At 59.9% G+C, this 24879-nt stretch carries 25 protein-coding genes; 19 read left to right on the top strand and 6 right to left on the bottom strand.

The features are described 5' to 3' along the window. Nucleotides 1-106 precede the first annotated feature (106 nt). Together RBR25_RS03580 and RBR25_RS03585 are read left to right on the top strand one after the other, a co-directional pair. Nucleotides 107-2251 (top strand): RelA/SpoT family protein, encoded by a 2145-nt coding sequence (locus tag RBR25_RS03580; RefSeq protein ID WP_432818159.1) that lies wholly within the window; start codon nucleotides 107-109, stop codon nucleotides 2249-2251. A 38-nt stretch (nucleotides 2252-2289) separates the two neighbouring features. Next, a complete protein-coding gene (locus RBR25_RS03585) occupies nucleotides 2290-2676 on the top strand; it encodes a RidA family protein (RefSeq protein ID WP_432818160.1) in 387 nt (128 codons plus the stop codon). 75 nt (nucleotides 2677-2751) lie between these two features. On the opposite strand, the gene rpmB is transcribed toward RBR25_RS03585, so the two are convergent. From rpmB to purM, 5 genes are all read right to left on the bottom strand, one after another. Beyond that, nucleotides 2752-2943, bottom strand: a complete 192-nt coding sequence (rpmB, locus tag RBR25_RS03590) for a 50S ribosomal protein L28 (RefSeq protein WP_432818161.1) — start codon at nucleotides 2941-2943, stop codon at nucleotides 2752-2754. Nucleotides 2944-3030: 87 nt separating this feature from the next. Further along, on the bottom strand, nucleotides 3031-4272 hold the full coding sequence (locus RBR25_RS03595; RefSeq protein ID WP_432818162.1) for a hypothetical protein: 1242 nt from the start codon (nucleotides 4270-4272) through the stop codon (nucleotides 3031-3033). 31 nt (nucleotides 4273-4303) lie between these two features. After that, complete coding sequence (locus RBR25_RS03600) at nucleotides 4304-4822, bottom strand: DUF523 domain-containing protein (RefSeq protein ID WP_432818163.1); 519 nt, start codon at nucleotides 4820-4822, stop codon at nucleotides 4304-4306. Continuing rightward, on the bottom strand, nucleotides 4819-5466 hold the full coding sequence (gene purN / locus RBR25_RS03605; RefSeq protein WP_432818164.1) for a phosphoribosylglycinamide formyltransferase: 648 nt from the start codon (nucleotides 5464-5466) through the stop codon (nucleotides 4819-4821). Before purN ends, RBR25_RS03600 begins: the two co-directional genes overlap by 4 nt. 20 nt (nucleotides 5467-5486) lie before the next feature. Then, on the bottom strand, nucleotides 5487-6536 hold the full coding sequence (purM, locus tag RBR25_RS03610) for a phosphoribosylformylglycinamidine cyclo-ligase (RefSeq protein ID WP_432818165.1): 1050 nt from the start codon (nucleotides 6534-6536) through the stop codon (nucleotides 5487-5489). Nucleotides 6537-6723: 187 nt separating this feature from the next. Here purM and rimI point away from each other — a divergent pair, with 187 nt between their 5' ends. The 17 genes from rimI (at nucleotide 6724) to RBR25_RS03695 (ending at nucleotide 24312) form a co-directional block, all read left to right on the top strand. Continuing rightward, complete coding sequence (gene rimI / locus RBR25_RS03615; protein WP_432818166.1) at nucleotides 6724-7185, top strand: ribosomal protein S18-alanine N-acetyltransferase; 462 nt, start codon at nucleotides 6724-6726, stop codon at nucleotides 7183-7185. Between the two features lie 60 nt (nucleotides 7186-7245). Then, nucleotides 7246-8103 carry a dihydroorotate dehydrogenase electron transfer subunit gene (locus RBR25_RS03620; RefSeq protein WP_432818167.1) on the top strand — a complete coding sequence of 286 codons (858 nt, stop codon included), beginning with the start codon at nucleotides 7246-7248 and terminating at the stop codon, nucleotides 8101-8103. A gap of 11 nt (nucleotides 8104-8114) precedes the next feature. Next, on the top strand, nucleotides 8115-9050 hold the full coding sequence (locus RBR25_RS03625; protein ID WP_432818168.1) for a dihydroorotate dehydrogenase: 936 nt from the start codon (nucleotides 8115-8117) through the stop codon (nucleotides 9048-9050). 57 nt (nucleotides 9051-9107) lie between these two features. Beyond that, nucleotides 9108-11768 carry a CBS domain-containing protein gene (locus tag RBR25_RS03630; RefSeq protein ID WP_432818169.1) on the top strand — a complete coding sequence of 887 codons (2661 nt, stop codon included), beginning with the start codon at nucleotides 9108-9110 and terminating at the stop codon, nucleotides 11766-11768. Nucleotides 11769-11861: 93 nt separating this feature from the next. Beyond that, nucleotides 11862-12542 carry a site-2 protease family protein gene (locus tag RBR25_RS03635; RefSeq protein ID WP_432818170.1) on the top strand — a complete coding sequence of 227 codons (681 nt, stop codon included), beginning with the start codon at nucleotides 11862-11864 and terminating at the stop codon, nucleotides 12540-12542. Between the two features lie 14 nt (nucleotides 12543-12556). Beyond that, entirely contained in the window at nucleotides 12557-13321 is a 765-nt protein-coding gene (locus tag RBR25_RS03640) for a segregation and condensation protein A (RefSeq protein WP_432818171.1), read from the top strand. Further along, entirely contained in the window at nucleotides 13314-13877 is a 564-nt protein-coding gene (gene scpB, locus RBR25_RS03645) for an SMC-Scp complex subunit ScpB (RefSeq protein WP_432818172.1), read from the top strand. Before RBR25_RS03640 ends, scpB begins: the two co-directional genes overlap by 8 nt. Beyond that, nucleotides 13874-14587 (top strand): pseudouridine synthase, encoded by a 714-nt coding sequence (locus tag RBR25_RS03650; protein ID WP_432818173.1) that lies wholly within the window; start codon nucleotides 13874-13876, stop codon nucleotides 14585-14587. The genes scpB and RBR25_RS03650 overlap by 4 nt, the downstream gene beginning before the upstream one ends. 111 nt (nucleotides 14588-14698) lie before the next feature. Continuing rightward, entirely contained in the window at nucleotides 14699-16957 is a 2259-nt protein-coding gene (locus RBR25_RS03655; RefSeq protein ID WP_432818174.1) for a tetratricopeptide repeat protein, read from the top strand. A gap of 29 nt (nucleotides 16958-16986) precedes the next feature. Further along, complete coding sequence (locus tag RBR25_RS03660; RefSeq protein ID WP_432818175.1) at nucleotides 16987-17889, top strand: ExeA family protein; 903 nt, start codon at nucleotides 16987-16989, stop codon at nucleotides 17887-17889. 74 nt (nucleotides 17890-17963) lie between these two features. Continuing rightward, nucleotides 17964-19787 (top strand): DNA mismatch repair endonuclease MutL, encoded by a 1824-nt coding sequence (gene mutL / locus RBR25_RS03665; RefSeq protein ID WP_432818176.1) that lies wholly within the window; start codon nucleotides 17964-17966, stop codon nucleotides 19785-19787. Nucleotides 19788-19789: 2 nt separating this feature from the next. Further along, nucleotides 19790-20740 carry a tRNA (adenosine(37)-N6)-dimethylallyltransferase MiaA gene (gene miaA / locus RBR25_RS03670; RefSeq protein WP_432818237.1) on the top strand — a complete coding sequence of 317 codons (951 nt, stop codon included), beginning with the start codon at nucleotides 19790-19792 and terminating at the stop codon, nucleotides 20738-20740. Further along, the gene (hfq, locus tag RBR25_RS03675) at nucleotides 20733-20966 is read left to right on the top strand and encodes an RNA chaperone Hfq (RefSeq protein ID WP_432818177.1); all 234 of its coding nucleotides are present in this window, start codon (nucleotides 20733-20735) and stop codon (nucleotides 20964-20966) included. The genes miaA and hfq overlap by 8 nt, the downstream gene beginning before the upstream one ends. A gap of 195 nt (nucleotides 20967-21161) precedes the next feature. Continuing rightward, nucleotides 21162-22466 carry a DUF512 domain-containing protein gene (locus tag RBR25_RS03680; RefSeq protein WP_432818178.1) on the top strand — a complete coding sequence of 435 codons (1305 nt, stop codon included), beginning with the start codon at nucleotides 21162-21164 and terminating at the stop codon, nucleotides 22464-22466. Nucleotides 22467-22477: 11 nt separating this feature from the next. After that, complete coding sequence (locus RBR25_RS03685; protein ID WP_432818179.1) at nucleotides 22478-23263, top strand: tetratricopeptide repeat protein; 786 nt, start codon at nucleotides 22478-22480, stop codon at nucleotides 23261-23263. Nucleotides 23264-23273: 10 nt separating this feature from the next. Further along, entirely contained in the window at nucleotides 23274-23630 is a 357-nt protein-coding gene (locus tag RBR25_RS03690) for a CidA/LrgA family protein (RefSeq protein ID WP_432818180.1), read from the top strand. Next, a complete protein-coding gene (locus RBR25_RS03695) occupies nucleotides 23623-24312 on the top strand; it encodes an LrgB family protein (protein ID WP_432818181.1) in 690 nt (229 codons plus the stop codon). Before RBR25_RS03690 ends, RBR25_RS03695 begins: the two co-directional genes overlap by 8 nt. 81 nt (nucleotides 24313-24393) lie before the next feature. On the opposite strand, the gene RBR25_RS03700 is transcribed toward RBR25_RS03695, so the two are convergent. Beyond that, nucleotides 24394-24684: a PxxKW family cysteine-rich protein gene (locus RBR25_RS03700; RefSeq protein WP_432818182.1), complete on the bottom strand. Its 291-nt coding sequence runs from the start codon at nucleotides 24682-24684 to the stop codon at nucleotides 24394-24396. Nucleotides 24685-24879 lie beyond the last annotated feature (195 nt).

Genomic DNA, 24879 nt, shown 5'->3' on the forward strand with positions numbered 1-24879 from the left:
CTTATGCGCCGCGGGGGCGCCCGTCGTCTCCCGCGCGCCCGATCCAGCTCGATTCCTTTTTTCGTCTTGTTTCGCCCCGTTTCGGGGCGGAAGTCATTTGCTCCCTATGATTCGACTGGACGATATCCTCGAACAAATCCTCTCTTACAACCCCGGCGCCGACCTGGACGCGGTGCGCAAGGCCTATGTCTACAGCGCCAAAGTCCATCAGGGGCAGACCCGTCTTTCCGGTGAGCCCTATCTGACCCATCCCATGGAAGTGGCTTACATCCTTGCCCAGCTCAAGATGGATGTGCCGACCGTCGTCACCGGCTTGCTGCACGACACCCTTGAGGATACTCTCACCAGCAACGATGAGCTGCGGAACCTCTTCGGCAACGAAATCGCTGATCTTGCCGACGGGGTCACCAAGCTCAGCAAGATGACCTTCCGCACCCGCGAGGAGCGCCAGGCCGAAAGCTTCCGTAAGATGCTCCTGGCCATGGCCCGGGACATCCGCGTCATCCTCATCAAACTCGCCGATCGCCTCCACAACATGCGTACCCTCGGCTTCCAGCCGGAAGCCCGCCGCCAGAAGATCGCCCAGGAAACCCTCGATATCTATGCTCCTTTGGCCAACCGTCTCGGGATCAGCTGGCTCAAGGGGGAACTGGAGGATCTCGCTTTCTCCTTCCTCGAACCGGAAGCCTATGCGGACTTGCGCGGGCAGGTGAGTGAAAAGGAGAAGGCGCGGGAGGGCTACATCGAGGAGGTGCAAGGGCTGATTCGGGACAAGCTCGTCGAACACGGTATCCCGGGAAATGTCTCGGGGCGAGCCAAGCACCTCTACTCCATCCACAAGAAGCTGTTGCGGCAGGGGGGGGATCTCGACCAGATCTACGACCTCATCGCTTTTCGGGTGATCGTCGAGACCATCCGCGAGTGTTACGCCGTCCTCGGTATCATCCATTCGGTGTGGAAGCCGATCCCCGGTCGTTTCAAGGACTACATCGCCATGCCCAAGGCGAATATGTACCAGTCCTTGCACACCACCGTGGTTGGTCCCCACGGGGATCGCATGGAGGTGCAGATCCGCACCGAGGAGATGCATCGGATCGCCGAAGAGGGGATTGCCGCCCATTGGAAATACAAGGAAGGGCGCACCGGAGCCCTGGCCAATCGCGACGACAACCGTTTCCGCTGGCTGCGCCAGCTTCTGGAATGGCAGCAGGAGGTCAAGGATTCCCGGGAGTTCATGGATTCGGTGAAAATCGATCTCTTCCCCGAGGAGGTCTACGTCTTCACCCCCAATGGCGACGTCAAGGAGCTGCCCAAGGGCTCAACCCCGGTCGATTTCGCTTACAGCATCCATACCGATGTCGGCAGTCGTTGTGTCGGCGCTAAAATTAACGGCAAAATGGTTCCGCTGAAGACGGTCCTGAAGAACGGCGACATGGTCGAGGTGTTGACCTCCCCCAACCAGACGCCGAGCAAGGACTGGCTCGCTTTTGTACGGACCTCCAAGGCGCGCAACAAGATCCGCAGCTGGATTCAGCAGGAAATGCGGGAAAAGAGTATCGAGCTGGGGAAGGGGCTGCTCGAAAAGGAACTGCGCAAGTACGACACCAGTTTCAAGCGTATGCTGGCTTCCGACGATCTGCTGCACGCCGCCGAGGATCTCGGTTTCCGGCAGGTGGAAGACCTGATCGCTTCTGTTGGATACGGCAAGGTTCCCTTGGGGCAGGTCATCGGCCGGGTCGTCCCCCAGGAAAAACTCAAGGCCGAGCGCCCGAAACCGGAAAAGAGCGCGGATCGTTCCCAAAAGAAACCGTCCAGCGCCATTCGCATCGACGGCGTTGAGGATATCCTGGTGCGCTTCGCCAAGTGCTGCAGTCCGTTGCCGGGTGACCCGGTGATCGGATTCATTACCCGCGGACGGGGCGTCACCGTCCATGCTCTCGATTGTCCTCACGTCCAGGAACTCGATCCCGAGCGGCGGGTGGAGATCGAATGGGATCTCAAGAAAAAAGCGACCCGGCCGGTACGTATCCGGGTGCACTGCGTCAATCAGAAAGGGATGCTCACCGGCATTACCGGAGCGATTACCAACTGCGAAGCGAACATTACCAGCGCTAATGTTCAATCGACCCCCGACGGCCAGGGGGTCAACATCTTCGAGATCGATGTGCAGGATCTCGACCATCTCAACCGGGTAATCCAGGCGATTCTTAAGGTCAAGGGGGTGTATCGGGTGGAGCGGATGCGCCACTGACGGCACGCGGTATCCAGCAAACAGAGGAGAGAGCAAACATGAGTATCGAAAAGATAGCGACCACGGCCGCTCCGGCAGCCATCGGACCCTACTCTCAGGGGGTGCAGGCAGGGGATTACCTCTTCTTCTCCGGGCAGATCCCTCTCGACCCGAAAACCGGCGAGATGGTTTCCGGGGGGATTGAGGCCCAGACCCGGCAGGTGTTGGCCAATATGGAAGAGGTCTTGGCGGCGGCGGGTCTCGATTTCGGCAAGGTGGTGAAGACCACCATCTTTCTTGCGGATCTTGGCGATTTCGCCTTGGTGAACGAACTCTACGGAGCGCGCTTTTCCGGCATCTACCCGGCGCGCTCCACGATCCAGGTCGCGGCCTTGCCGAAAGGGGCGGCGATCGAAATCGAGTGGGTAGCCTATCGCGGAGCATAAAAAAATACCGGACAACCCTACAGGTTGTCCGGTATGAGGAAACCAAAAAGGGAACCCGGCGGGTTCCCTTTTTTTTCAGAGAGCTTTGACCACCGCGCCGGAGCGGATGCAGCGGGTGCAGACCTTGATCGTGCGGACCGTGCCCTGGTGCAGGGCCTTGACCTTCTGCAGGTTGGGGTACCAGACCTTCCGAGTTTTGTTATGAGCATGGCTGACATTGTTGCCAGTCGACGGTTTCTTCCCACAGATTTCACAGATTCTCGCCATCTTCAATATCCTCCTGGAATTTTTGAACGTGAGTAGATACCACGGAAGCCGAGGTATTGCAACCATTTTTTCCCGAAAGACCGCGGCTTATTTTTTGCCGCGTCGGGCGAGTCGGCCGGCGAGAGCGTACCCGGTCAAAACTTCCCCGGTCTCCCCCAGGTGTGGGAAGATGCAGGTTCCCTGGCAGAGCACCAAGTCGGGCCTCAGCCAGGGGTTTTGCGCGACGCCGGGAAAGGCGGCGAAACTTCGGCGCGGCCTGATGTCATCTTGGTCGGCCGGTGCTTCCAGCAAGCGGGGAGCGAGGGCGGAGAAGGGGAACAGGGCGCGCAGTTCCCCAGCCACTGCCTCCCGAGGGGCATTCTCCGGGGTTTCGCAGAAGCAATGCAGCTCCCCGGCGTGGTCAAGGAGAGTGCTGCGCAGGGCCGGATTCTCGCCATGGATGATACGGGGCGCCAACACGGTAGACGGTGCGGGGTTCAAGGGACCGCTGTCCCAGCGTTCTGGCGCGGACGGCCGCCGGAAGGGGGGGAGGGCGGCGGCGATTTTCGGGGGGAGCGCTTCGGCCTGGCCGATGATCAGGGTACCTGCGGAACACTCACGGCCGTCATGGAGTTGCAGACGCCGGCCGTCGGTGATTTCCGCGATTTTCGCTAAGGGCTCGCTGAATCCGTGAAATTGTTGGTAGCGCCGGGCCAGAAGATCGCCAAGCCGACTTCTTTCCATGGCCTGAGGCCGGGTCAGGCCATGCCAGAGGAGAGCCCCTTCGGCCAGGGTCAGTTTCGTGACAGGGGCGAGGGTCAGCCCGGAAAAGAGGGTATGGACCCAGGTGCGCGATGCCTCGGCAAGGGGAGCAAACAGGTCGCAAAGCGGTTTACTCAAGGCGCGTTGGCCCGTTTCGGAAAGCCAATTCCAGGCCCTGCACCTCAGTCGGTCCATCAGACTGCCGAGGGGCGCGCCTGCCTGATCCAGCAACTGAGATTCGAGATTTTCGCCCAGGCGATCCAGATGGTTGAAGATCAGCAGCAAAGCTTCCGCATCCCTGGGGAGTTCGCGGCGGATTTCCTCCTCCAGAGGGTAGCGGCCATGCAACTCGATACGCGTCTGCCCGTTGAGGATATGCAGACGCGGCGTTTTCTCCAGTGGTTGCCGGTAGCCGAGCTGCTCAAGCAGACGAACGAGATGGCTGTCGGCGAAGACCCAGCCAAAATCGGCCGGATGTTTTCCCTGGAAGGTGAGTACCCGTTGCCCGGCTTTGGCGAGCAGTACCCCGGCGATACGGGAAGCAAGACTTTCGCCGAGCAGGATGATGTCGTAATGATGCTGATGCACTAGAGGGTTCCTGATGCCTTTGGGCGGGACGCTAGAGGTCTTCGTCGCTGATGAGGACGATTCCCGCCCGTCGGAGGAGGGCGGCGGCGACACCGGAACCGGCGGTTCGTTCCTCCCGCCGATGGATGCGATGTACGCCGCAGGAAGGGCTGCGTTCCTTGAGAATGGCTTCGTAACAGCCGGTCAGCCGGGCAATGCGTAGGGTTTCCTCGGCTCCGCGCATAAAGGGGGCGTTGACCGATTTCCCCTCCTGATTGACCAGTTCTCCTTGTCCCTCCCAGAGGCTTTCACCGTCCCCCAAATGAAATTTGGCCGGAGGACGGGGGGTGGCAAGTCCACCCAGCTGCTCGGGGCAAACCGGAATCGGCAACAGGTTTCGGGTGCGCAGATAATCAAGAACCCGGGCGTTGGTCTTGCTTTGACCGTCATAGCGGGTGGCAAGACCGAGCAGGCAGGCGCTGACCAAGATCGGTCGCGGTGGGTGTTGCGCGTCCGGTGAAAGGAGGGGCTTTTCCTCGGTGGGGAAGAAAGGGGGAATCGGATCGCTCACGGGTTGATCAGGCTGCCTGTTGGAGGCCCCGAGCGATCCACCAGAACGCGGCGGCCCTCCACGTGCAGCCGTCTTTCGGCGAAGAGCTGGATGGCTCGGGGATAGATTTGATGTTCCTGTTCGAGAATGCGTGCCGAAAGGGTCTCTTCGGTGTCGTCATCATGCACCGGCACCACCGCCTGGATGATGATTGGGCCGGTGTCGGTGCCGTTATCGACGAAATGAACGGTACAGCCGGCAAATCGCACGCCGTATTCCAGGGCCTTGCGCTGGACATGCAGGCCAGGAAAAGCGGGAAGGAGAGCGGGGTGGATATTCATGATACGGTGGGGAAAGGCATCGACGAAGACCGGGGTGATGATGCGCATGAACCCCGCCAGCACCACGAGTTCGACCTCGGCTTCCCGCAGAGACTGAACCAAGGCGGCGTCGAAGGCTTCGCGGCCGGCGAACCGGCGATGGTCGATGCAGCGGCAGGTGATCCCGGCTCGGCGGGCTCGATCCAGGGCGCCGGCATCGGGATTGTTGCTGAGGACGAGAACGATTTCAGCGTCGAGTTTGCCGCTTTGGCAGTGGTCGATGATCGCCTGGAGATTGGTCCCCCCGCCGGAGGCGAGGGCGCCGATGCGCAGTCTCTTGATCACAGAAAATCCTTCGGAAAAGGTCAGATCAGGGCGACGCCTTCGTCCTCGGCGCCGCATTTGGCGATTTCGCCGATGAGAAAGGCCTGTTCCTTGAGCCCGGAGAGGCGGACCATGATATCGTCGGCCTCCGCGGCGGGCACCACCAGGGCCATGCCGATGCCGTAGTTGAAGGTGCGGTACATCTCCCCTTCCTCGATCTCACCGCCTTCGCGCAGCAACTCGAAGATCGCCGGTTTCGGCCAGCTGTTCTTTTCGACGATTGCCTGGCACTGGCGGGGCAGGACGCGGGGCAGGTTTTCGGTGAGACCGCCGCCGGTGATGTGGGCCATCCCTTTGATCTGGAAATCGCGCAGCAGGTTGAGAATGGTTTTGACGTAGATGCGGGTCGGGGTGAGCAGTTCCAGTCCCAGGGGCTGCTTCAGTTCGGGTACGAGGCTGTCGACGGTCAGGCCCATGCGCTCGAAGAAGACCTTGCGCGCCAGGGAGAAACCGTTGGAATGGAGTCCCGTGGAAGCGATACCGACGACCTTGTCGCCGACGGTGATGCTCGACCCGTCGATGATCCGGGCGTTGTCGACCACGCCAACGGTGAAGCCGGCCAGATCGTATTCACCGTCACCGTACATGCCGGGCATTTCGGCCGTTTCGCCGCCGATCAGGGCGCAGCCCGCCTGCAGGCAGCCTTCGGAGATACCTTTGACGATTTCCACGGCTTTTTCGGGGGAGAGCTTGCCCGTGGCCAGGTAGTCGAGGAAGAAGAGGGGTTCGGCCCCTTGGACGATGATGTCGTTGACGCACATGGCGACCAGGTCGATACCGACCGTGTCATGTTTGTCGGTCATGAAAGCCAGTTTGAGTTTGGTCCCGACGCCGTCGGTGGAAGCGACCAGGGTCGGCTTCTGATATTTGTCGGCGTTCAGCGAAAAGAGACCGCCGAAGCCGCCGATATCGGTCAGAACCTCCGGCCGGGTGGTGGCCTTGACCAGGGGTTTGATCATCTGTACGAAGCGATTGCCGGCATCGATATCCACCCCGGCATCTTTGTAGGTCGAACTCTTCCGCGTGCTCAATGGTAGGGCTCCTCATCTATTAAAAAGTCGCTATTTTTTAAAACATTTCGCGCAGCTTTGTCAATCGCAAAGTCCCGTGAAAAGGGCCTTGGAAGAGAATAAGTGTTTACAGTTAGAAGCCGGCCGGATTATGATATAAAGCTGTTTGCGTGATCAGAACAGGGCTGGAGAGGGACAGGGAACACACGTGGACTATCGCATTCGTCCCATGGAAGAAAAGGATCTGGACGAGATCGTCCGGGCCGAGGGGGAGTGCTACAGCCACCCTTGGTCGGCGGAGATCTTCCGCCGGGAACTGGCCAATCCGGTTTCGCGCTTGCGTTTGCTCCATCTCGACGGACAACCGGCCGCTTATCTTTGCGCCTGGTATCTTGTCGGCGAACTGCACATTCACAACATTGCCACCCGGCCTCCTTTCCGCCGACAAGGACTGGCGATAAAACTTTTGCGGGGAATCATCGACGAATGCCGGGAAACCGGCCTAGAGCGGGTTTTCCTCGAAGTGCGTGTCGGTAATATCGGAGCGATTGCGCTCTATCGCGCCTTCGGTTTTCGCGAGGCGGGGCGGCGCAAAGGCTATTATCCCGACGGCGAGGACGCGCTCCTGATGGAATTGGAGATCGCGGACATCCCAGACATCCCAGTTTGAAACACTCCACGACGATTGCATGATTGTTTACGTTTTTTCGAAGGAGAGATGCCTCAGCACATGAAAAATTACAAGACCATCGTCCTCTCCAATCAGGAGATTTCCTCCGGCTATTACCGGATGCGGATTCTTGCGCCGGGCTTCAGCAAGATCGGCAAGCCGGGGCAGTTCGTCATGTTCCGGGTGCAGACGTCGCTTCCGCCTTTGCTGCGACGTCCCTTCGGTATCTTCCGCACCGGTTTTCTGCCCGCCGATTGCGAAGGGCAGCCGCCGAAGGAATATCTGGAAATTCTCTACAAGGTGGTCGGTCGTGGCACCACCATCATGAGCGGCCTGCACGAAGGCGATCGCGTCGAGGTCCTTGGCCCCCTCGGGCGGGGCTTTGACCTTGGTGCCGCCGGCAGTGAAAAGATTCTGGTTGGTGGCGGCATTGGTTTGGTACCGCTGTACATGCTCGCCCAGGAACTGGTCAAAAGCAGCCGGGTACGGCTGCTGATCGGCGGAAAGCGTCGTGACGACATCATCATGGTGACCGAATTCGAGCGCCTCGGCGTCAATACCCACATCGCTACCGAGGACGGCAGTCTCGGGGAGGAGGGCTTCGTGACCAGGGTGCTCGAGCGCAAGCTGCAAAAATATCCCCAGGCCGAGGTCTTTGCCTGCGGCCCCATGCCGATGCTCGAAGCGGTACAGCATCTTTGCGCCGCCGAGAACGTTCCCCTGCAGGTTTCCCTGGAAGCCCTCATGGCCTGCGGCGTCGGCGCCTGTCTTGGCTGCGTGGTCAAGGGGGCCGGGCACAGTGAACAGAACCCCCAATACCTCTGCACCTGCAAGGAGGGGCCGGTCTTTCGCGCCGAGCGGCTGGACTGGAGCAAACTAGCTGCTGAAGAGGGGACTTGCGAGGGGTGCAAATCATGACGGATTCTGCCATGAACGATAAAACCACCGTAAAACGGCCGAGTTTGGCCGTGAACATTGCCGGCATCCATCTGAAGAATCCGGTCATGCCCGCCTCCGGCACTTTCGGCTACGGCGAAGAGTACGCCCCTTATCTCGACCTGGAGCGGATCGGCGCGATCGTCACCAAGGGTCTCTCCCTGCGTCCCAAGGCCGGCAACCCGACGCCGCGCATCGCCGAGACGATCAGTGGCATGCTCAACGCCATCGGCTTACAGAATGTGGGAATCGATGACTTCATCAAGTTTAAGCTCCCCTTTCTGCGCGAGGTCAATACCCCGGTCATCGTCAACTTCTTCGGCAACACCCTCGATGAATACGGCGAGGTCGCGGCCCGGCTCGCCGACCTGCCGGAAGTGGCGGGGCTGGAGCTGAACATCTCCTGTCCCAACGTCAAGCAGGGGGGGATCGTCTTCGGCACCGACCCGAAGGCTGCCGCCGAGGTGGTGAGCCTGGTCCGCTCCCGGTCGCAGAAGCCGCTGATCGTCAAGCTCACCCCGAACGTCACCGACATTACGGTGATCGCCCGGGCGGTGGAAGAGGCGGGGGCCGACGCCCTCTGCTGCATCAACACCATCACCGGCATGGCCGTCGACGTCAAGACCCGCAAGGCGCGTCTGGCCAACAAGACCGGCGGTCTTTCCGGTCCCGCCATCCGCCCCATTGCCGTGCGCATGGTCCATCAGGTGGTACAAGCGGTGAAGATTCCCGTCATCGGCGTCGGCGGCATCGTCCGTCCCGCCGATGCCTTGGAGTTTCTCATCGTCGGTGCGAGTGCCGTGCAAGTCGGCACCGCCAATTTCATCGATCCGGCGGCTATGCTGACCATCATCGAAGGGATCGAGCAGTTCTGCATCGAGGAGGGGATCGGCGACATCGGCGAATTGATCGGCTCCCTGCAACTCTGAAGCAAGGAGGGCGGGGAGACACTCTCCGCCCTTTCCCCTGCAACCCGCACAGGTTTTATGGACGTCATCACCACCCACGTCAATTCCGATTTCGACTGCCTGGGCGCCATGGTCGCCGCCAAACGGCTTTATCCCGAGGCGGAGATGGTCTTTGCCGGCGCCCAGGAGCGCAGCCTGCGGGATTTCTTCCTGAAAAGCGCCTTTTACGCCCACAGCTTCAAACGTATCCGCGACATCGACCTCGATAGCGTCAACCGCCTGATTCTGGTCGACGTGCGCCAGGCCGAGCGCATTGGTCCCTTCGCCGCCGTTGCCCGGCGCCCGGGGGTCGAACTGCATATCTACGATCATCATCCGAATGGGGAAGGGGATCTGCGTGGGTCCCTCGAACATGTTGAGCCGGTGGGAGCGACGGTTACGGTGCTGACCCATCTCTTCATGGCGCGGGGGATCGTACCGACGCCGGAAGAGGCGACGCTGATGATGCTCGGTCTGTACGAAGACACCGGCAGTCTGCTCTTTGCTTCAACCACCGTTCGGGATTTTCAGGCCGCCGCCTATCTGCGGGAACACGGCGCCAATCTCAACCTGGTCGCCGATTTTCTTCAGCAGGATCTCACCAGTGAGCAGGTTTCGCTGCTCAACGAACTGATCAACACCAGCACCGTTCTCAATATCAGCGGTATCGACGTGACCCTGGCCCATGCTTCGGTCGACCACTATGTCGGCGACCTTGCGGTGCTTGCCCACAAGCTCAGGGATATGGAAAACTTCGATGCCCTGATCGTCGCCGTGCGCATGGAGGAAAGGATCTTCGTCGTTGGTCGTTCCCGCTTGCCGGAAGTGCCCATGGGGGAGATCCTCGCCGAGTTCGGTGGGGGCGGCCATGCCTTCGCCGCTTCCGCGACGGTTCGTGATTTGACCTTGATCCAGTTGCTGGAACGCCTGCCGGTGGTGCTCAAGCGCCACGTCAATCCCCGCTGGCTGGCCCGTCATCTCATGTCCGCCCCGGTCAAATCCATTTCCGCAAGTGCCGATATCGGTGAGGTCCGGCGCATTCTTACCCGTTACGGCTTCAGCGCTCTGCCGGTGGTTGCCGACGACGGTACGGTGGTCGGCATCATCACCCGGCAGGTCGCGGAAAAGGCCGCCCATCACCATCTGGGAGCGGTTTCGGTGCGGGAATACATGACCGGTGAGTTTCGCACCGTCACTCCCGAGACCCCGGTGGAACACCTCAAAGAGCTTATTGTCGGTGAGAATCAGCGCTTCGTCCCGGTGCTGGAAGAGGGGCTCATGGTCGGCGCCATCACCCGCACCGATCTCTTGCGCCATCTCGTCTCCGGTGTGCGCTCGATGCCGCTGGTGCAGCAGGAGCCCGAGCCGGCGACCCATCGCGGAGGCCTCAAGGCGCGTCAGGTCGAGCGCCTCTTTCGTGAGCTTCTCTCCCCCGATCTGCAGAAAATTCTCAAGGATTGCGGTGCCGTCGGTGAAGCCCTGGAGATGCCGGTTTACGCAGTCGGTGGCTTTGTCCGCGATCTTTTGCTGCGCCAGGAGAACCTTGATGTCGATCTGGTGGTGGAAGGGGACGGCATCGCCTTTGCCGAGGAGTTCGCCCGTCGCCATCCCTGCCGGGTGCGCAGTCATCACAAGTTCGGTACTGCGATACTAATTTTCCCCGACGGCAGCAAGGTCGATATCGCCTCGGCGCGCATGGAATATTATTTGGAACCGGGTGCCCTGCCCACAGTGGAGCATTCCTCCATCAAGCTTGATCTCTATCGCCGGGATTTCACCATCAACACCCTGGCCATCGCCCTGAACGGCAAACGCCACGGCGAACTGCTCGATTTTTTCGGCGGCCAGCGCGATCTGCGGGACAAGGTGCTGCGCGTATTGCACAACCTGAGTTTTGTCGAGGATCCGACCCGGGTCTTTCGCGCGATCCGTTTTGAACAGCGCCTCGGCTTCCATCTCGGCGCCCACACCGAAAAGCTGCTCAAAAGCGCCATCCAGATGGGTTTTATGTCCCGGGTCAGCGGTGTCCGGCTCTTCAACGAGCTCACTATCATCTTCAGGGAGGCGAATCCCCTGCCGGCAGTCTTCCGTCTGGCGGAACTGGGCCTGCTCCCCTGCATCCATCCCGCCCTGACCTTGGGGGAACGCAAACGCCGGCTTTTCGAAGCAGCGAGCCAGGCGGTGCTCTGGTACGAATTTCAGCATCCCGGCAAGCCTCTGCAGCGCTGGGAGGTCTATTTTCTCTGCCTGATCTCCGATCTCGACTATCGCGCCGTTCCCGGCGTCGTCCGGCGGCTCGACGTCCCCGTGCGTTTTCGCGAACGGCTGCGCTTCCAGCGCGGTGAGGCTCATCGCGTCATCCGCCGGCTGGCGCGCCGGCTCGGGCAGGGCGAGGAACCTCGCCCCAGTGAAATGCACCGGCTGCTGAACGGTTTCGCCGACGAAGTTCTGCTCTACATTTTGGCGCGGTTGGGCGACGAGCGAGGACGACAGTGGGTCGCCCATTTCATTACCCATCTGCGTCATACGACCGTTCAGCTCGACGGCCACGCTCTGAAAGAGCTGGGTTTCTCCCCCGGGCCACAGTACAAAAAGATTCTCACGACCCTTCTTGCCGCTCGTCTCGATGGTCGGATCCACAGCCTCGAGGATGAAATTGCCCTGGTTCGACACCGTTTCGGAGGTCCCGGCGCGCGTTGACTTCCTTCCGGGCTTCTGTTACAAAGGCCTGCAGTTTTCTGGAATTCCAACGTTTTTTTGCCTATGGCGCGATTCCGGCGCCAACGAGCGAAAATGGAACATCTCCTCGCGAAAATCTCCATTATGCTGGTGCCGGCGCTGCTGGCCATCACGGCCCATGAGGTGGCGCACGGCTTTCTCGCCGATAAACTCGGCGATCCTACCGCCCGACTGCTTGGGCGTCTGACCTTGAATCCCTTCAAGCACCTCGATCCCATCGGCACGGTGGCCCTGCTTTTCGTTGGCTTCGGCTGGGCGCGGCCGGTGCCGGTCAACTTCAACAATCTGGCGCATCCCAAAAAAGATATGATCTGGGTGGCCTTGGCCGGTCCTTTGACCAATCTGGGGCTGGCGGTTCTTTCGGTGCTTTTGCTCAAGTTTCTAGGCTTCCTCGGCCATCTCTTTCCCGACGGGAACCTGGCCCGGGTTTTCCATCCTCTTTCGTTGATGGCGGCTTTCAGTCTTTACATCAATGTCATCCTGACGGTCTTCAATCTTCTGCCGATTCCGCCCCTGGACGGCGGGCGGGTGCTGATCGGCCTGTTGCCGGAGAAACAGGGGGATTTCCTCGCCCGTTTCGAGTCTTTCGGTTTCGTTATCTTGCTGCTGGTCATCTTTGCCACGCCGGTCTGGTCGCTGGTTCTGCAACCGGTCATCCATTTCATCGTCGCCGTTATGGCTGGGAACGATACCCTGGTGGTAGCGCGGGTCATCGAATTCCTTTTCGGTCACTAAGAGTCGCGATCCGCATGTCCTACGACATCAAGATCGATAATTTCGAGGGACCCCTCGATCTGCTTCTGCATCTCATTCGCAAGAACGAGATGGACATCTACAACATTCCCATTGCCGAAATAACTTCCCAGTATCTCGCGACCATCGACACCATGCAGAGCCTCAATCTGGATGTCGCCGGCGAGTTCCTGCTCATGGCCGCGACCCTGCTCCATATCAAATCGCGGCTGCTGCTCCCCAAGCCGGAAGAGGAGCAGGTCGAGGAGGATGAGGAAGACCCCCGCGCGGAACTGGTGCGCCGTCTCCTCGAATATCAGAAGTATCAGGCGGCGGCGCGGGAGTTGGATGAACGGGAGCTGCTTGGCCGCGAACTCTTCGCCCGGACCTTTCCGTCACCGGAGTTGGGGGAGCAGGAGGAGGACGAATTTGTCGCCGTAGGTCTTTACGATCTGGTCGAGGCGATGCGCGCCCTGTTGCGTCGGCGTCCCCAGGCAAGCTACCACGAGGTGACCTTCGAGCAACTCTCGGTGAGCGAACGGATCAACCAGATCCTCACCCGGCTGGCCGATCGAGAGCGACTCCCTTTCAGCGAACTTTTCGGCGAAGCGCCCAGCCGCCACGAAGTGGTCGTCTCTTTTTTGGCCATGCTCGAACTGGTCAAGCTGCGCCTGGCGCGGCTGCTTCAGGAAACGCGCTACGGCACCATCTGGCTTTACCCGGCGGTTGCCGACCATTCCGGTGATTTTGAACTGGATGAGGAGACGTTGGGTTATGGATGATCTCAAAGCGATTGTCGAAGCCCTCGTCTTTGTCTCCGAAACGCCGCTGAAAGCCGAGCAGATCGCCGAGGCTCTCGATCTGGAAAAGGCCCGGGTCGGTGCGGTGCTGCTCGAACTCTGCCGGGAATACGAAGAAAACGACCGCGGCTTCGAATTGCGGCGGGTGGCCGGCGGCTACCAGTTCCGGACCCGCGCCCGCTACGCTGAATGGGTGCGGCGTCTGAGCCGCGCCAAACCTTTCCGTTTTTCCCGGGCGGCCCTGGAAACCCTGGCAATTATCGCCTACCGCCAGCCGGTGACCCGAGCCGATATTGAATATCTGCGCGGCGTCGATTCCGGAGGGGTATTGAAAACCCTCCTCGACAAGCATCTGGTACGCATTCTCGGGAAGAAGGATATCCCCGGCCGACCGATGATCTACGGCACCTCCCGGGACTTCCTCGAACTCTTCGGATTGAACGATCTTTCCGGACTGCCGACCCTCAAGGAATTCGATCAGCTCAGTCTCGATCTGTCCGTTGTTGAAGCCGGCATCGCGACGAACGAGTCCATATGAGAGAACGTCTGCAAAAACTTATCGCCAATGCCGGCCTGGCCTCCCGTCGCCAGGCCGAAACCTGGATTGCCGCCGGCCGGGTCAGCGTCAACGGCCGCCCGGCCAGCCTCGGTGAGAGTGCCGATCCGGCCGTGGACCGCATCGAGGTTGATGGTCGTTCCTTGGCGGGGGGGGGAGAGACGATCTGTCTGCTGCTGCACAAGCCGACGGGCTACGTCACCAGCGTCCGCGATCCCCAAGGGCGCCCGGTGGTGGTCGATCTGGTCAAGGAGTTTCGGGAGCGGCTCTATCCCGTCGGCCGCCTCGATCTTACCACCAGCGGGTTGTTGCTCCTGACCAACGACGGCGAACTTGCCCAGCGCCTGATGCATCCCCGGCACAAGGTGGAAAAGACCTATCTGGCGCGCATTCGCGGACATCTTACCGGCGAAGAAACGCGCCGCCTGGAAAGTGGCGTCAACCTCGAAGACGGACCGACCGCCCCGGCCCGGGTGCGGATCCTTCCCGCGCGGGGCTCCCACGGTTGGGTCGAGATCAGCATCCGCGAGGGGCGCAATCGCCAGGTGCGGCGGATGTTCGAGGCGGTCGGCCATCCGGTGAGCCGTCTGCAGCGCATTCGCCTGGCCTTTCTGGATCTGGGAAATCTGCGCCCCGGTCAGTATCGGCGGCTGACTCCCGAGGAAATCCGCCGTTTGAAAGCGCTTGCCTGACGCCGCGTTTCTCCCCCGCGCCCGGCTCCGTTCTTCCGGCTTTGTCTTGACACCCATGGCGAGGTTAGTTTAGATTCAAATTGTTTTTTATTTTTCAGAGGGATGGCGGTTTTGACCAAAAAAGAAAAGCTCATCGATTCGGCGCAAAAGAACATCCAAAAGGGGCAGATCGCCAAGGCCATCAAGGATTACCAGCAACTGGTCGAACTTGAACCCAAGGACATTCGTCACCGGCAGAAGCTCGCCGAACTCTATAATCGCGCCAAACAGACGGCCCAGGCCCTGGAAGAATATCACAGGGTCGGCAACCACTATGCGGACAACGGCTTCTACCTGAAAGCCATCGCCGTCTTCAAGCAGATCCAGCGCATCTCCCCCGACAATCTCGATATCTATACCCGTCTGGCTGAGCTCAACGTCAAGCAGGGCCTGATCGGTAACGCTCTCGCTGAGTATCGTCAGCTGATCGCCTGTCATGAACAGGCGGGACATAGGGACGAGGTCATTGCCGTGCTCCGCCGGATGAAGACCATCGACCCGGAAAATCTCAATATTCGGGTCAAGTTGGGGGAAACCCTGGCCGACGCCGGCATGAAGGACGAGGCCTTGGAGGACTTTCAGGATGTCCTCAAGGTGTTGCAGTCCAAGAACGACCAGATCAAGATTCACAAACTTTATGAAATTTTTGCCCGCTTTTTCCCCGACGAAGCATTGATCCAGATCGGGCTGGGCATCTCTTTGATTCATCAGGGGGATCCGGCGCGGGGCATTGCCCTGCTTGAATCCCTGCGCGAAAACGCCCCCGAGGATCCAACGCTTATCGCTGCCCTGGCGAGGGGTTACAACCTGCTCGGCAATCACGGTCGTGAACAGACGTTGCTCGAAGAGTTGGTCGAACTTGTTCCCGGTGATCTCGATCTGCGCGAGCGTCTGGTCAGGGCTTGCCTTGCCGGGGAGGCCGCGATTGAAGCTCTTGACCAGCTCGAAGCGACCAAGGCCGATTTCCTCGAAGCCGGACGTTTGACGGTGCTGCGGGGATTTTACGAGTCCTTGCGCGACCGACTGCCCGACGAACCCCTGGTGACTGCGACTCTGCGCACCATCTATGAATTCAGCGGCGAGGGGGGGAAACTCTTCGACACTATGGCCGAAGAGTCCGCTGAAATTGCCTCTCTTCCGGAGGAAGGTATGCCGCCTCTCGTCTTTGACGAGACTGCGCCGGATATTCGAGGAATCGAGCCGGCCGCCGCCGAGGATTCGGAAGAAATGGCCCTGGAGTTTCTGGAATCCCTCGAAACTTCCCCCGTCGCTGCAAATTACGGCGATCCGGCCGTGGAAGTTCCGCTTGTTCTCGATCTTCCCGGCGACGACGCGTTCGCTGATCTTGCGGAAGAAGTTCCGGCCGCACCGGTTGACGGGAGTGCGGTGAAGGGGGAACCGGAAGAAATGGTTCCCTTTGATCTCGACAGTGATGAGCTTTCGCTGAGTTTCGATGACGAACCGGCGGAATTGTCTCCCTCGGAAGAGCGCACAGCGCTACCCGATTTTGACTTCTCGGTCGCTGATGCCGTTGCCGAACCGCTTGTCAGTGAAGCCTCTGGTTTTGCGGAAAAGCTCGAAGAGGCCAGCTTTCTGGCGGCGCAGGGCCGCTTTGGCGAGGCGCGTGCTCTCTGCCGTGAGTTGCTTGCCGTCGAGCCCGGTTGTCGTGATGTCGAGGAACTCCTCGCCGATATCCGCTCGCAAGAGGGAGAAGGTTCCTCTCCCGAGTCCTTGGCTGAAAATCATTTCTTCGATTTCGGCGCCGAGGTTCTTGAAGAATTGGGAGAAGAGAACCTTCCCATTCCGGAAACCATCCCCTCGGGCAAGGACCGCTACGGCATGGAAGGGGTCTTTTCCGAATTCAAGAAAGGGGTGCGTGCCCAGATCGATGTCAACGACGTCGAATCCCATTTCAATCTCGGCATCGCCTACAAGGAGATGGGCCTGCTCGATGATGCCATTGGCGAGTTCGAACAGGCGATGAACGATGCCGCCCGCTGTCTTGACAGCGTGACCCTGATCGCCCTGTGCCAGGGGGAAAAGGGGGATTTCAAGGGGGCCGAAGCCACCCTCAAGATGGGTCTGGCTTTGCCGGGGTTGAGTGCGACCCAGCGCATGAGCATCTATTACGATTTGGGACAGGTTTATGAACTTGTTCAGCGCCCTTTGGAAGCGTTGGAATGCTTTCAGAATGTGCATGATGTCGATATGTTTTACCGGGACGTTCAGGCCAAGATCCTCTCCCTGCGCCGGGAGTTGGGTCTCGGGGTCGAAGATCATGAAGGTCCCGGCGGACCCGGCGGCGGCAAAGGCCGGGTTTCCTATATCTGATCCCCTTTTCGTCCAGAGGGAGGACGCGCGTGTCCTACATCGAGTATTTCGGGCTGAATCGCGAGGCCTTTTCCAATGCCCCGGACGCCCGTTTCTACTTCAACAGCGAGCAGCACAGCCAGGCCCTGCTGCGGTTGATGCACGCGGTCGATTCCAACAAGGGGTTGGCGGTCTGCATCGGCGGCGTCGGCACCGGCAAGACCACCCTGGCGCGCAAGATGCTGGACGGCCTCGATGAAGAGCACTACGAATCGTCACTGCTGGTCATGGTTCATTCCGGGATCACCGCCGACTGGATTCTCACCCGTATCGCCATGCAGCTGGGCGTGGAAAATCCGGCCCAAGACCGGCTGCCGCTGCTCAATCAGCTTTATGAACGGCTGCTCGTTATCGATGCTGCCGGAAAAAAGGCGGTGGTTCTTATTGATGAAGCGCAGATGCTTCAGACCCGGGAGTTGATGGAGGAGTTCCGGGGACTGCTGAATCTGGAGATTCCCGGGAAGAAGTTGCTCAATATTGTTTTTTTCGGGTTGCCCGAGGTGGAGGAGAGCTTGCGGCTGGATGAACCTCTGTCGCAGCGGGTCGCGGTCAAGTATCATCTCAAGTCCCTTTCGCTGAACACCACCCGTTCCTATATCCAGCATCGGCTGCAGGTCGCCGGGGCGACGCGCATGCTTTTCCAGAGTGACGCGATTCCGATGATTCACCGTTATTCGGGAGGGGTGCCGCGGCTGATCAATACCCTCTGCGACAACTGTCTCTTTGAGGCTTTCATGCTTAAACAAACGGATGTCGATCTGAAGACGGTTCACAGTGTCGCTGGGGATCTCGGGCTTTTTAACCGGCCGCGTTTTGCCGAAAGTCCGGAGCCGGATCTTGACGATCTCGACGAGATCGAATCCATGCTTGACCGCCTCGAACAGCAGATCTGATTAGCGATTTATCGCCAGCCACTTACTCTTTGAGGCCGGTCGCACCGGCCTCTTCCTTTTTACGCGAGCGGCGCATGTCCGGAACCATCCAGATTCTTCCCGAACAATTGTGCAATCAGATCGCCGCCGGCGAGGTCGTTGAGCGCCCCGCTTCGGTGGTCAAGGAATTGCTGGAGAACGCTCTCGATGCCGGTGCTACCGATATCGTCGTGGAGGTAGAGAAGGGGGGACGGCGGCTGATTCGGGTCATCGACAATGGCCGGGGGATGGGCAAAGATGATGCTTTTCTCTGCCTTGAGCGGCATGCGACGAGCAAAATCCGCGCCGCCGACGATCTCTTTGCTTTACGTACCCTGGGTTTTCGCGGTGAGGCCTTGCCCTCCATCGCTTCCGTCAGTCGACTCCTGTTGCGGACCCATGCCGCAGTTGAGGAGAGCGGCTGGGAGATCTACGCCGAAGGGGGCGTCATCCGTCGCGCCGGTGCCTGCGGCATGCCGCCGGGTACGACTGTCGAGGTTCGCGACCTCTTCTTCAATACCCCGGCGCGGCGGAAATTCCTGCGCAAAGAAGAGACCGAATTCGGCCATATCGCCGATCTGGTCACGCGGCTGGCGCTGGCGGCACCTCAGGTCCATTTTCGCCTAGTTCACGATGGGCGCACGCTGGTCGATGCCTACCGGCAGCATCGTCTCGCCGATCGCGTGGGTGCTCTTCTCGGTCGGCCTCTGCTTACCGATCTGCTGGAGTTGGAGGTGGACGACGGCCAAGGACTGCGGCTCTCCGGCTTCATCAGCCAACCGGCGGTACAGCGGGCGACGACCGGTGCTCTCCATATCTATATCAACCATCGTTACGTTCGGGATCGGGTGGTGCGTCACGCCCTGCTTGAAGGCTACCGTCACGTTCTGCCCCGGGGTCGCTATCCGGTCGTGGTCCTCTTTTTCGAACTCGATCCCGCACGGGTCGATGTCAATGTGCATCCGACCAAAGATGAGGTCCGTTTTCGCGACCAGCGCCAGGTCCACGACTTCATCGCCGAGGCGGTGCGCGCCACCCTGAAATCCTCCTCTTGGCTGGAGGTTCGGGATAGTGCCACCACCACTGCCGAAATTTTTTCACCCGTTACCGCTTCTCCCCTGGCCTCTCCTCCTCCGTCGCGCGACCCGCGCCAAGAGGTGCAGGAATCCCTGGAGACCTACGCCCGCGGTGCTTCTTTCGTGACGCGCCCGGCGATTACCGCGCCTTCCTCCGGCGCCGCGCCCATATCTTCTTCGCTGGTCGTTGTTCCCCTGCCGCCGACAACGGCGGAAGACGGATTCTTTTCCTCCCTGCGGTTGATCGGCCAGTATCGCAACAGCTACCTCGTTTGTCAGGACGGGTCGGATCTTGTTCTGATCGATCAGCACGCGGCCCATGAACGCATCGGTTTCGAACGATTGCGCAGCCAGTACCGCCAGGGACGCATCCCCAGCCAGTCCCTGCTCTTTCCGGTGATCATCGAGGTCGATCACGGCGAAGCCGAGGCCCTGCGCGAAGCTCTTCCCCACCTCGAACGTCTCGGCCTGGTGGTCGAACCCTTCGGGGGCAAGAGTTACGTGCTCAAGGAAATTCCGCAACTGCTCGATGCCGGCCAGGCCGAACAACTGCTGCGCGATCTGGCCGCCGAGTTACGCCAGATCGGCAGCAGTTCCCTGGCGGAAGACGCCTTGGAGCAGGTGCTGATCCTGATGGCCTGTCATGGCGTGATCCGGGCAAACCAACCCCTTTCGCCGCCGCAGATGACCGCATTATTGCGCGATCTGGACCGAGTGGATTTCGGGGCCCAGTGTCCACACGGCCGGCCGGTGATGGTACGCCAGCGGCTCACCGAGATCGAAAAGCTCTTTAAGCGAACCTGATGATGAACGCTCGGGAATCTTCCCCCCTGCTGGTGATCTGCGGCCCGACCGCTTCGGGAAAGACGGCTCTGGCGGTGGAGCTCGCCCGGTACTATCCCATCGAGGTCGTATCCGCCGACTCCCGCCAAGTCTATCGGGGGATGGATATCGGCACCGCCAAGGCGACTGCCGAGGAGCGTCACCGGGTTCCTCATCATCTTCTCGATCTCGTGGAAGCGGACGAGGAATTTTCCGTTGCCGACTTCATTCGTCTGGCGCATCCGGCGATCGCTGCCATTCATAGGCGCGGCAAGGTACCGGTGTTGCTCGGCGGCACCGGTCTGTATCTGCGCGGCGTTACTGAGGGGCTGGTCGCGGCCCCCGCGGGGAATCCGGCGTTGCGCGCCGAACTGCTGGAGCGTGAAAGGCGGGAAGGGGGGGGGACCCTCTACCGGCTGCTGCGAGAGCTCGATCCTCCCCTGGCTGGCAGGATTCAACCGGGGGATTTGACCCGCACCGTGCGCGCTCTCGAAGTGTTCCGGCTTTCTGGGCGCCGTCTTTCCGACTTCCAACGCGAGCATGCTTTCGCCGAACGTCCCTACGTTACGTTGAAGATAGCCCTTGCTCCGCCTCGGGAGGAGCTTTACCGGCGCATTGATCGGCGCGTCGAATTGATGCTGGAGCAGGGTCTGGCGGCGGAGGTGCGCGGCCTCCTTGAGCGGGGCTGCGATCCCGAAAGCAAGGCGCTGCGCACCATCGGTTACCGGGAGATGATATGCCATCTGCGGGGGGCAATCTCCCTGGCGGAAGCGACGGCCTTAATCCAGCGAAACAGTCGGCATTATGCCAAGCGCCAGTTGACATGGTTTCGTGGGGATGAGGCGATAATTTGGGTTGATTCCTGTAGCGAGTCTGCTAATATCCTAAAGTTAATTGAACTTTTTTTGCTACGTACAAGGAGCGGATATGGCTAAGACCCCTTTTAACATCCAGGATCAATACCTCAACCAGGCGCGCAAAGAGCGGGTAAGGGTGACCGTTGTCATGATGTCGGGTGAAAAACTCGAAGGATATATCAAATCCTTCGACAGTTTCTGCCTGCTGATCGAAAGCGGCGGCGACATTCTGCTCTACAAGCATGCCATCTCTTCCATCACCTCGTCCGACGGTTCCTTCCGTCTGCACGGCGGCAAGGATTGATCTCTTTCGTCCGCTAGCATCCGGCAAGAACCGCCCGGTCCCGGACTCCCGACGCTTATCTGAGCGGGGCGTCCGGGGGCGGGTTTTTTGTAGCTAATACTTCTTTTTTCTCAGTGCCGGCGGGAAGGCTTGTGGTGATCGATCTTCAGGGATTGGCTGCTTACGTTTTGTCCGCCCTTTTTGAGGATCTTCTTCATGCTTGAGATTCTTTCGGTCGATCCGGGCAGTATCGCGGCGGAACTCGGTATGGAAAGGGGAGATCGTCTGGTCTCCATCGCCGGGCGGCCGGTGGTTGATCTGCTCGATGTGGCCCTGGCCGACCAAGCCGAGGATCTGCGCATCGAGTTGCTCAAGCGAGATGGCGAAACCTGGCTTCTTGAATTCGACAAGGATGCCGAAGAGCCCCTGGGTATCGATGTTCCTCACCCCGATCCGGAGGAATGCGGTAATCAGTGCCTTTTCTGCTTTGTCCACCAGTTGCCCCGGGGTATGCGCAAATCCCTTTACGTCAAGGATGATGACTATCGCTTTTCCTTCCTGTACGGTGCTTACGTAACCCTGACCAACATCGGCGAAGAGGACATCCGGCGGATCCTCGAACAGCACCTTTCCCCCCTCTATGTTTCGGTCCATGCCACCGACGAGGCATTGCGGCAGCGTCTCCTCGGTCGCCAGGGGCCGGCCGTCCTTCCTTTGCTGCGACAGCTGGTCGAAGGGGGGATCCAGCTGCACACCCAGGTGGTGCTTTGCCCGGGCTTCAATGACGGACCGGCGCTACTCCAAACCCTGACCGATCTTCATGCCCTCGGGCCGAACATCCTCTCCCTGGCAGTGGTGCCGGTAGGGTTGACCGGCCATCGCCGCAATCTGCCGACCTTGCGTCTGCCCACCATCGAAGAGGCCCGTCAAACGCTGGCCATGATCCACGACTTCCAGCGGGAGTGCCTGCGTCAGGGGGGCTCCCGTTTCGTCTTCGCCGCCGATGAACTCTACCTGCGCGCTGGGCTGCCTTTTCCCCCTATCGACGATTATGAAGAGTTGGGTCAACTGGAAAACGGGGTTGGGATGATCCCCCTCTTCCGCGAGGAGGCGGAACAGGTTCTCGCGGAGGTGGACAAGCTTCCTCCTGGACCTTTCTCCGTGCTGACCGGGGAATCGGCCGCCGCCGAGGTCGTGCGCTTCGCTTCGGCTCTGGAGGCTGCCGTCGGCACGACGATCTTTGTCCATGTGATCCGCAACGAATTTTTCGGCGGCGGCGTGACTGTGGCGGGCCTGGTCACTGGTCGCGACATCCTCCACCAACTGCGCGGCGTGACCGTGGGTAAACGGTTGCTGGTTCCCGAAGTGATGCTGCGGGACGGCGAAGAGGTCTTTCTCGACGACCTGCGCCTTGAGGATCTGTCCCGGGAACTGAAGGTGCCGATGACGACCTTCGACAGCAGCCCCTGGGGGCTGGTCGAGGCCTTGGATCATATCTCACGCGACAATTTTCAGCGATAAGGATGAAACCTATGCAGGACTACGAACTGCTCTTGGAGAAAGGTCGGCGCGCTTTGGAGAGCGAAGCTTTCACCCAGGCGGCGCGGGCCTTCCGCCTGGCGACGGAAGCGCTTCCGGAGCGCCCCGAAGGTTGGCGCCTGCTCGGTGAGGCCCTGAGCGAGGAAGGGGCTGCCGGTGAGGCCGTTACGGCGCTCGACAAGGCTTTGGCCCTGGCACCGGACGATATCGACAGTCTCTATCTGTTGGGGGATGCCTGCTTCGAGGCGCGTCAGCCGCAGCGGGCACTGAATGCTTACGGGCGAATCATTGAGCTCGACCCGTCCGAAGCGGATGCGCTGGTCAGCCAAGGGTTGGTGCTGTTCAGCCAAGAACGACTGGGCGACGCCGAGGCGTGCTACCGCCGCGCTCTGGAGATCGATCCCGAGTCGGCCTTCGCTCTCAATTCTCTGGGGGATGCGGCGGCCGCCGCCGGCCGTGTCGAGGAAGCAGTCGCCTGCTACCGTCAGGTCATTCAGCTTGATCCCGAAGACCCACAGGGACATTACAATCTTGCCGAACTGCTTTACGATCAGGGTGATCTGGCGGAGGCAGAAAAGGCCTGCCGCGAGGCTTTACGCCTTGATCCCGAATTCGCCTTTGCCCATCTCACCCTAGGCTACATCTGTCTTGATGATGAGGAGCCGAAGGAAGCCCTTGCCCATTTCCGCGAATTTCTCCGTTTGGAAAACGCCGCCGATTCCGCCGATCTACGCAACGAGGTTGCGGCGGTGATCGATGGTCTCAAGGGCGAAGGTTAGGGGCGGGCGCATGGTCCGGGGTTTTGCCATCCTGCTGCTGCTGCAGTTGCTCGGGGAGGTGCTGTCTTCCTCGCTGGCACTCCCCGTGCCCGGCAACGTCCTCGGCATGGGGCTGCTATTGCTTGCCCTCAATTTCAAACTGGTTCGTCCCGAATGGGTGGAAGAGGCGGTTAATCTGCTGCTTTCCAACCTCGCTCTCTTTTTTGTTCCCGCCGGGGTCGGGGTCATGGTCTACTTCGATCTGCTTGCCGCGGAATGGCTGCCCATCGTAGTCGCGACGTTTCTCAGTACCTTCGTGGTCATGGCGGTCACCGGCTGGGTCGCCCTCTGGCTCGAACGGCGCGGCGGGAGGGTGGAAAATGAATGAAATTCTCGGCTCGCCACTCTTCGGCATCGCATTGACCCTGATCGTCTACGCCTTGGCACAGAAGCTCTATGCCCGTACCCGGCATATTCTTCTCAATCCGGTGGCGGTGGCGGTGCTGGCCATCATCGGCCTGCTTCTCCTCGGGGATATTCCCTATGAAGACTATGCCGAGGGAGGACGGTACATCCTCTTTCTCCTTGGGCCTTCGGTGGTTGCCCTCGGTTTTCCCCTCTATGCCCGGCGCAAGGAGATTCTGGCGCGTAAACTGCCGATTCTGGTCGGAGTGTTTGCGGGCTCACTGACCTCAATCCTGTCCGCCTCGGGCCTGGCCTGGCTTCTGGGCGGAAGCCGCGAAGTGGTGCTTTCTCTGGCGCCCAAATCGGTGACGACACCGATCGCCATCAGCATCGTGGAAAAGATCGGCGGCGTCCCCCCCCTGACTGCCGCGTTGGTGGTGGTCACCGGCTGTCTCGGTGCCATGTGCGGTCCCGAGTTCTGCCGAAGTATCGGCATCCGTGACGGTGCAGCCATGGGTCTGGCGGTAGGTACGGCGACCCATGGGGTTGGAACCGCCCGTATGCTTGAGGTCGATCGCCTGGGCGGGGCGATTTCCGGGTTGGCCATCGGACTCAACGGCCTGACGACGGCCTTTTTGCTGCCATTACTCTTTGTCTTCTTTTGAAATTAAGGCAAAAAGAAAAACCGCCTCCCGGAACAGGCCGGTGAGGCGGTTTTTTGTGTTTGTTGGTTGCAAACGGTCGACTTACTTCTTCTTGCTGCTGGCCGCTTTCTTGGAAGCCTTGAGGGGGTTGACCTTGGCTTCGACGCTCTTGATTTCGATCTTCTGGTGGGTGGCGAAGTTACACAGACCGCCTCGCCACTTTTGCGCGGGGGAGGGGGCCACCGAACAGACCTGACCGATCGTTCCTTCGACGATGCGCTCGCAACCCTGGCACTTGTCGATCACCAGCTGGCAGCTGTTGCCTTCAAAAGTACAACCTTTTTTGGACCAGAAGGTGCATTCAGTACCGGGAAGAACGGTTTGACATTGCATGGGTCGATCTCCTTGCGTATGCGGTTTTTACGAAATAAAGTCTGCTTATAGTCTCCCTTAAGTCATTTGTCAATTCTTTTTTCAAAATCCTTTTTTCACAACCATCGCCTCTAAAACCCACGGGGAATCGTTGCCACTTCGGGCATGCTTCTGTATACTTACCGCCAGTTTTTAATCATTAGCCTGGAACTCCCC

This window comes from Trichloromonas sp., assembly GCF_034006665.1.
GTDB lineage: Bacteria > Desulfobacterota > Desulfuromonadia > Desulfuromonadales > Trichloromonadaceae > Trichloromonas.

Coding starts and splice junctions, on each gene's coding strand:
- RBR25_RS03580 (WP_432818159.1), top strand. CDS start 107: ATGATTCGACTGGACGATATCCTCGAACAAATCCTCTCTTACAACCCC.
- RBR25_RS03585 (WP_432818160.1), top strand. CDS start 2,290: ATGAGTATCGAAAAGATAGCGACCACGGCCGCTCCGGCAGCCATCGGA.
- rpmB (WP_432818161.1), bottom strand. CDS start 2,943: ATGGCGAGAATCTGTGAAATCTGTGGGAAGAAACCGTCGACTGGCAAC.
- RBR25_RS03620 (WP_432818167.1), top strand. CDS start 7,246: ATGAAAAATTACAAGACCATCGTCCTCTCCAATCAGGAGATTTCCTCC.
- RBR25_RS03625 (WP_432818168.1), top strand. CDS start 8,115: ATGAACGATAAAACCACCGTAAAACGGCCGAGTTTGGCCGTGAACATT.
- RBR25_RS03630 (WP_432818169.1), top strand. CDS start 9,108: ATGGACGTCATCACCACCCACGTCAATTCCGATTTCGACTGCCTGGGC.
- RBR25_RS03635 (WP_432818170.1), top strand. CDS start 11,862: ATGGAACATCTCCTCGCGAAAATCTCCATTATGCTGGTGCCGGCGCTG.
- RBR25_RS03640 (WP_432818171.1), top strand. CDS start 12,557: ATGTCCTACGACATCAAGATCGATAATTTCGAGGGACCCCTCGATCTG.
- scpB (WP_432818172.1), top strand. CDS start 13,314: ATGGATGATCTCAAAGCGATTGTCGAAGCCCTCGTCTTTGTCTCCGAA.
- RBR25_RS03650 (WP_432818173.1), top strand. CDS start 13,874: ATGAGAGAACGTCTGCAAAAACTTATCGCCAATGCCGGCCTGGCCTCC.
- mutL (WP_432818176.1), top strand. CDS start 17,964: ATGTCCGGAACCATCCAGATTCTTCCCGAACAATTGTGCAATCAGATC.
- miaA (WP_432818237.1), top strand. CDS start 19,790: ATGAACGCTCGGGAATCTTCCCCCCTGCTGGTGATCTGCGGCCCGACC.
- hfq (WP_432818177.1), top strand. CDS start 20,733: ATGGCTAAGACCCCTTTTAACATCCAGGATCAATACCTCAACCAGGCG.
- RBR25_RS03680 (WP_432818178.1), top strand. CDS start 21,162: ATGCTTGAGATTCTTTCGGTCGATCCGGGCAGTATCGCGGCGGAACTC.
- RBR25_RS03685 (WP_432818179.1), top strand. CDS start 22,478: ATGCAGGACTACGAACTGCTCTTGGAGAAAGGTCGGCGCGCTTTGGAG.
- RBR25_RS03690 (WP_432818180.1), top strand. CDS start 23,274: ATGGTCCGGGGTTTTGCCATCCTGCTGCTGCTGCAGTTGCTCGGGGAG.
- RBR25_RS03695 (WP_432818181.1), top strand. CDS start 23,623: ATGAATGAAATTCTCGGCTCGCCACTCTTCGGCATCGCATTGACCCTG.
- RBR25_RS03700 (WP_432818182.1), bottom strand. CDS start 24,684: ATGCAATGTCAAACCGTTCTTCCCGGTACTGAATGCACCTTCTGGTCC.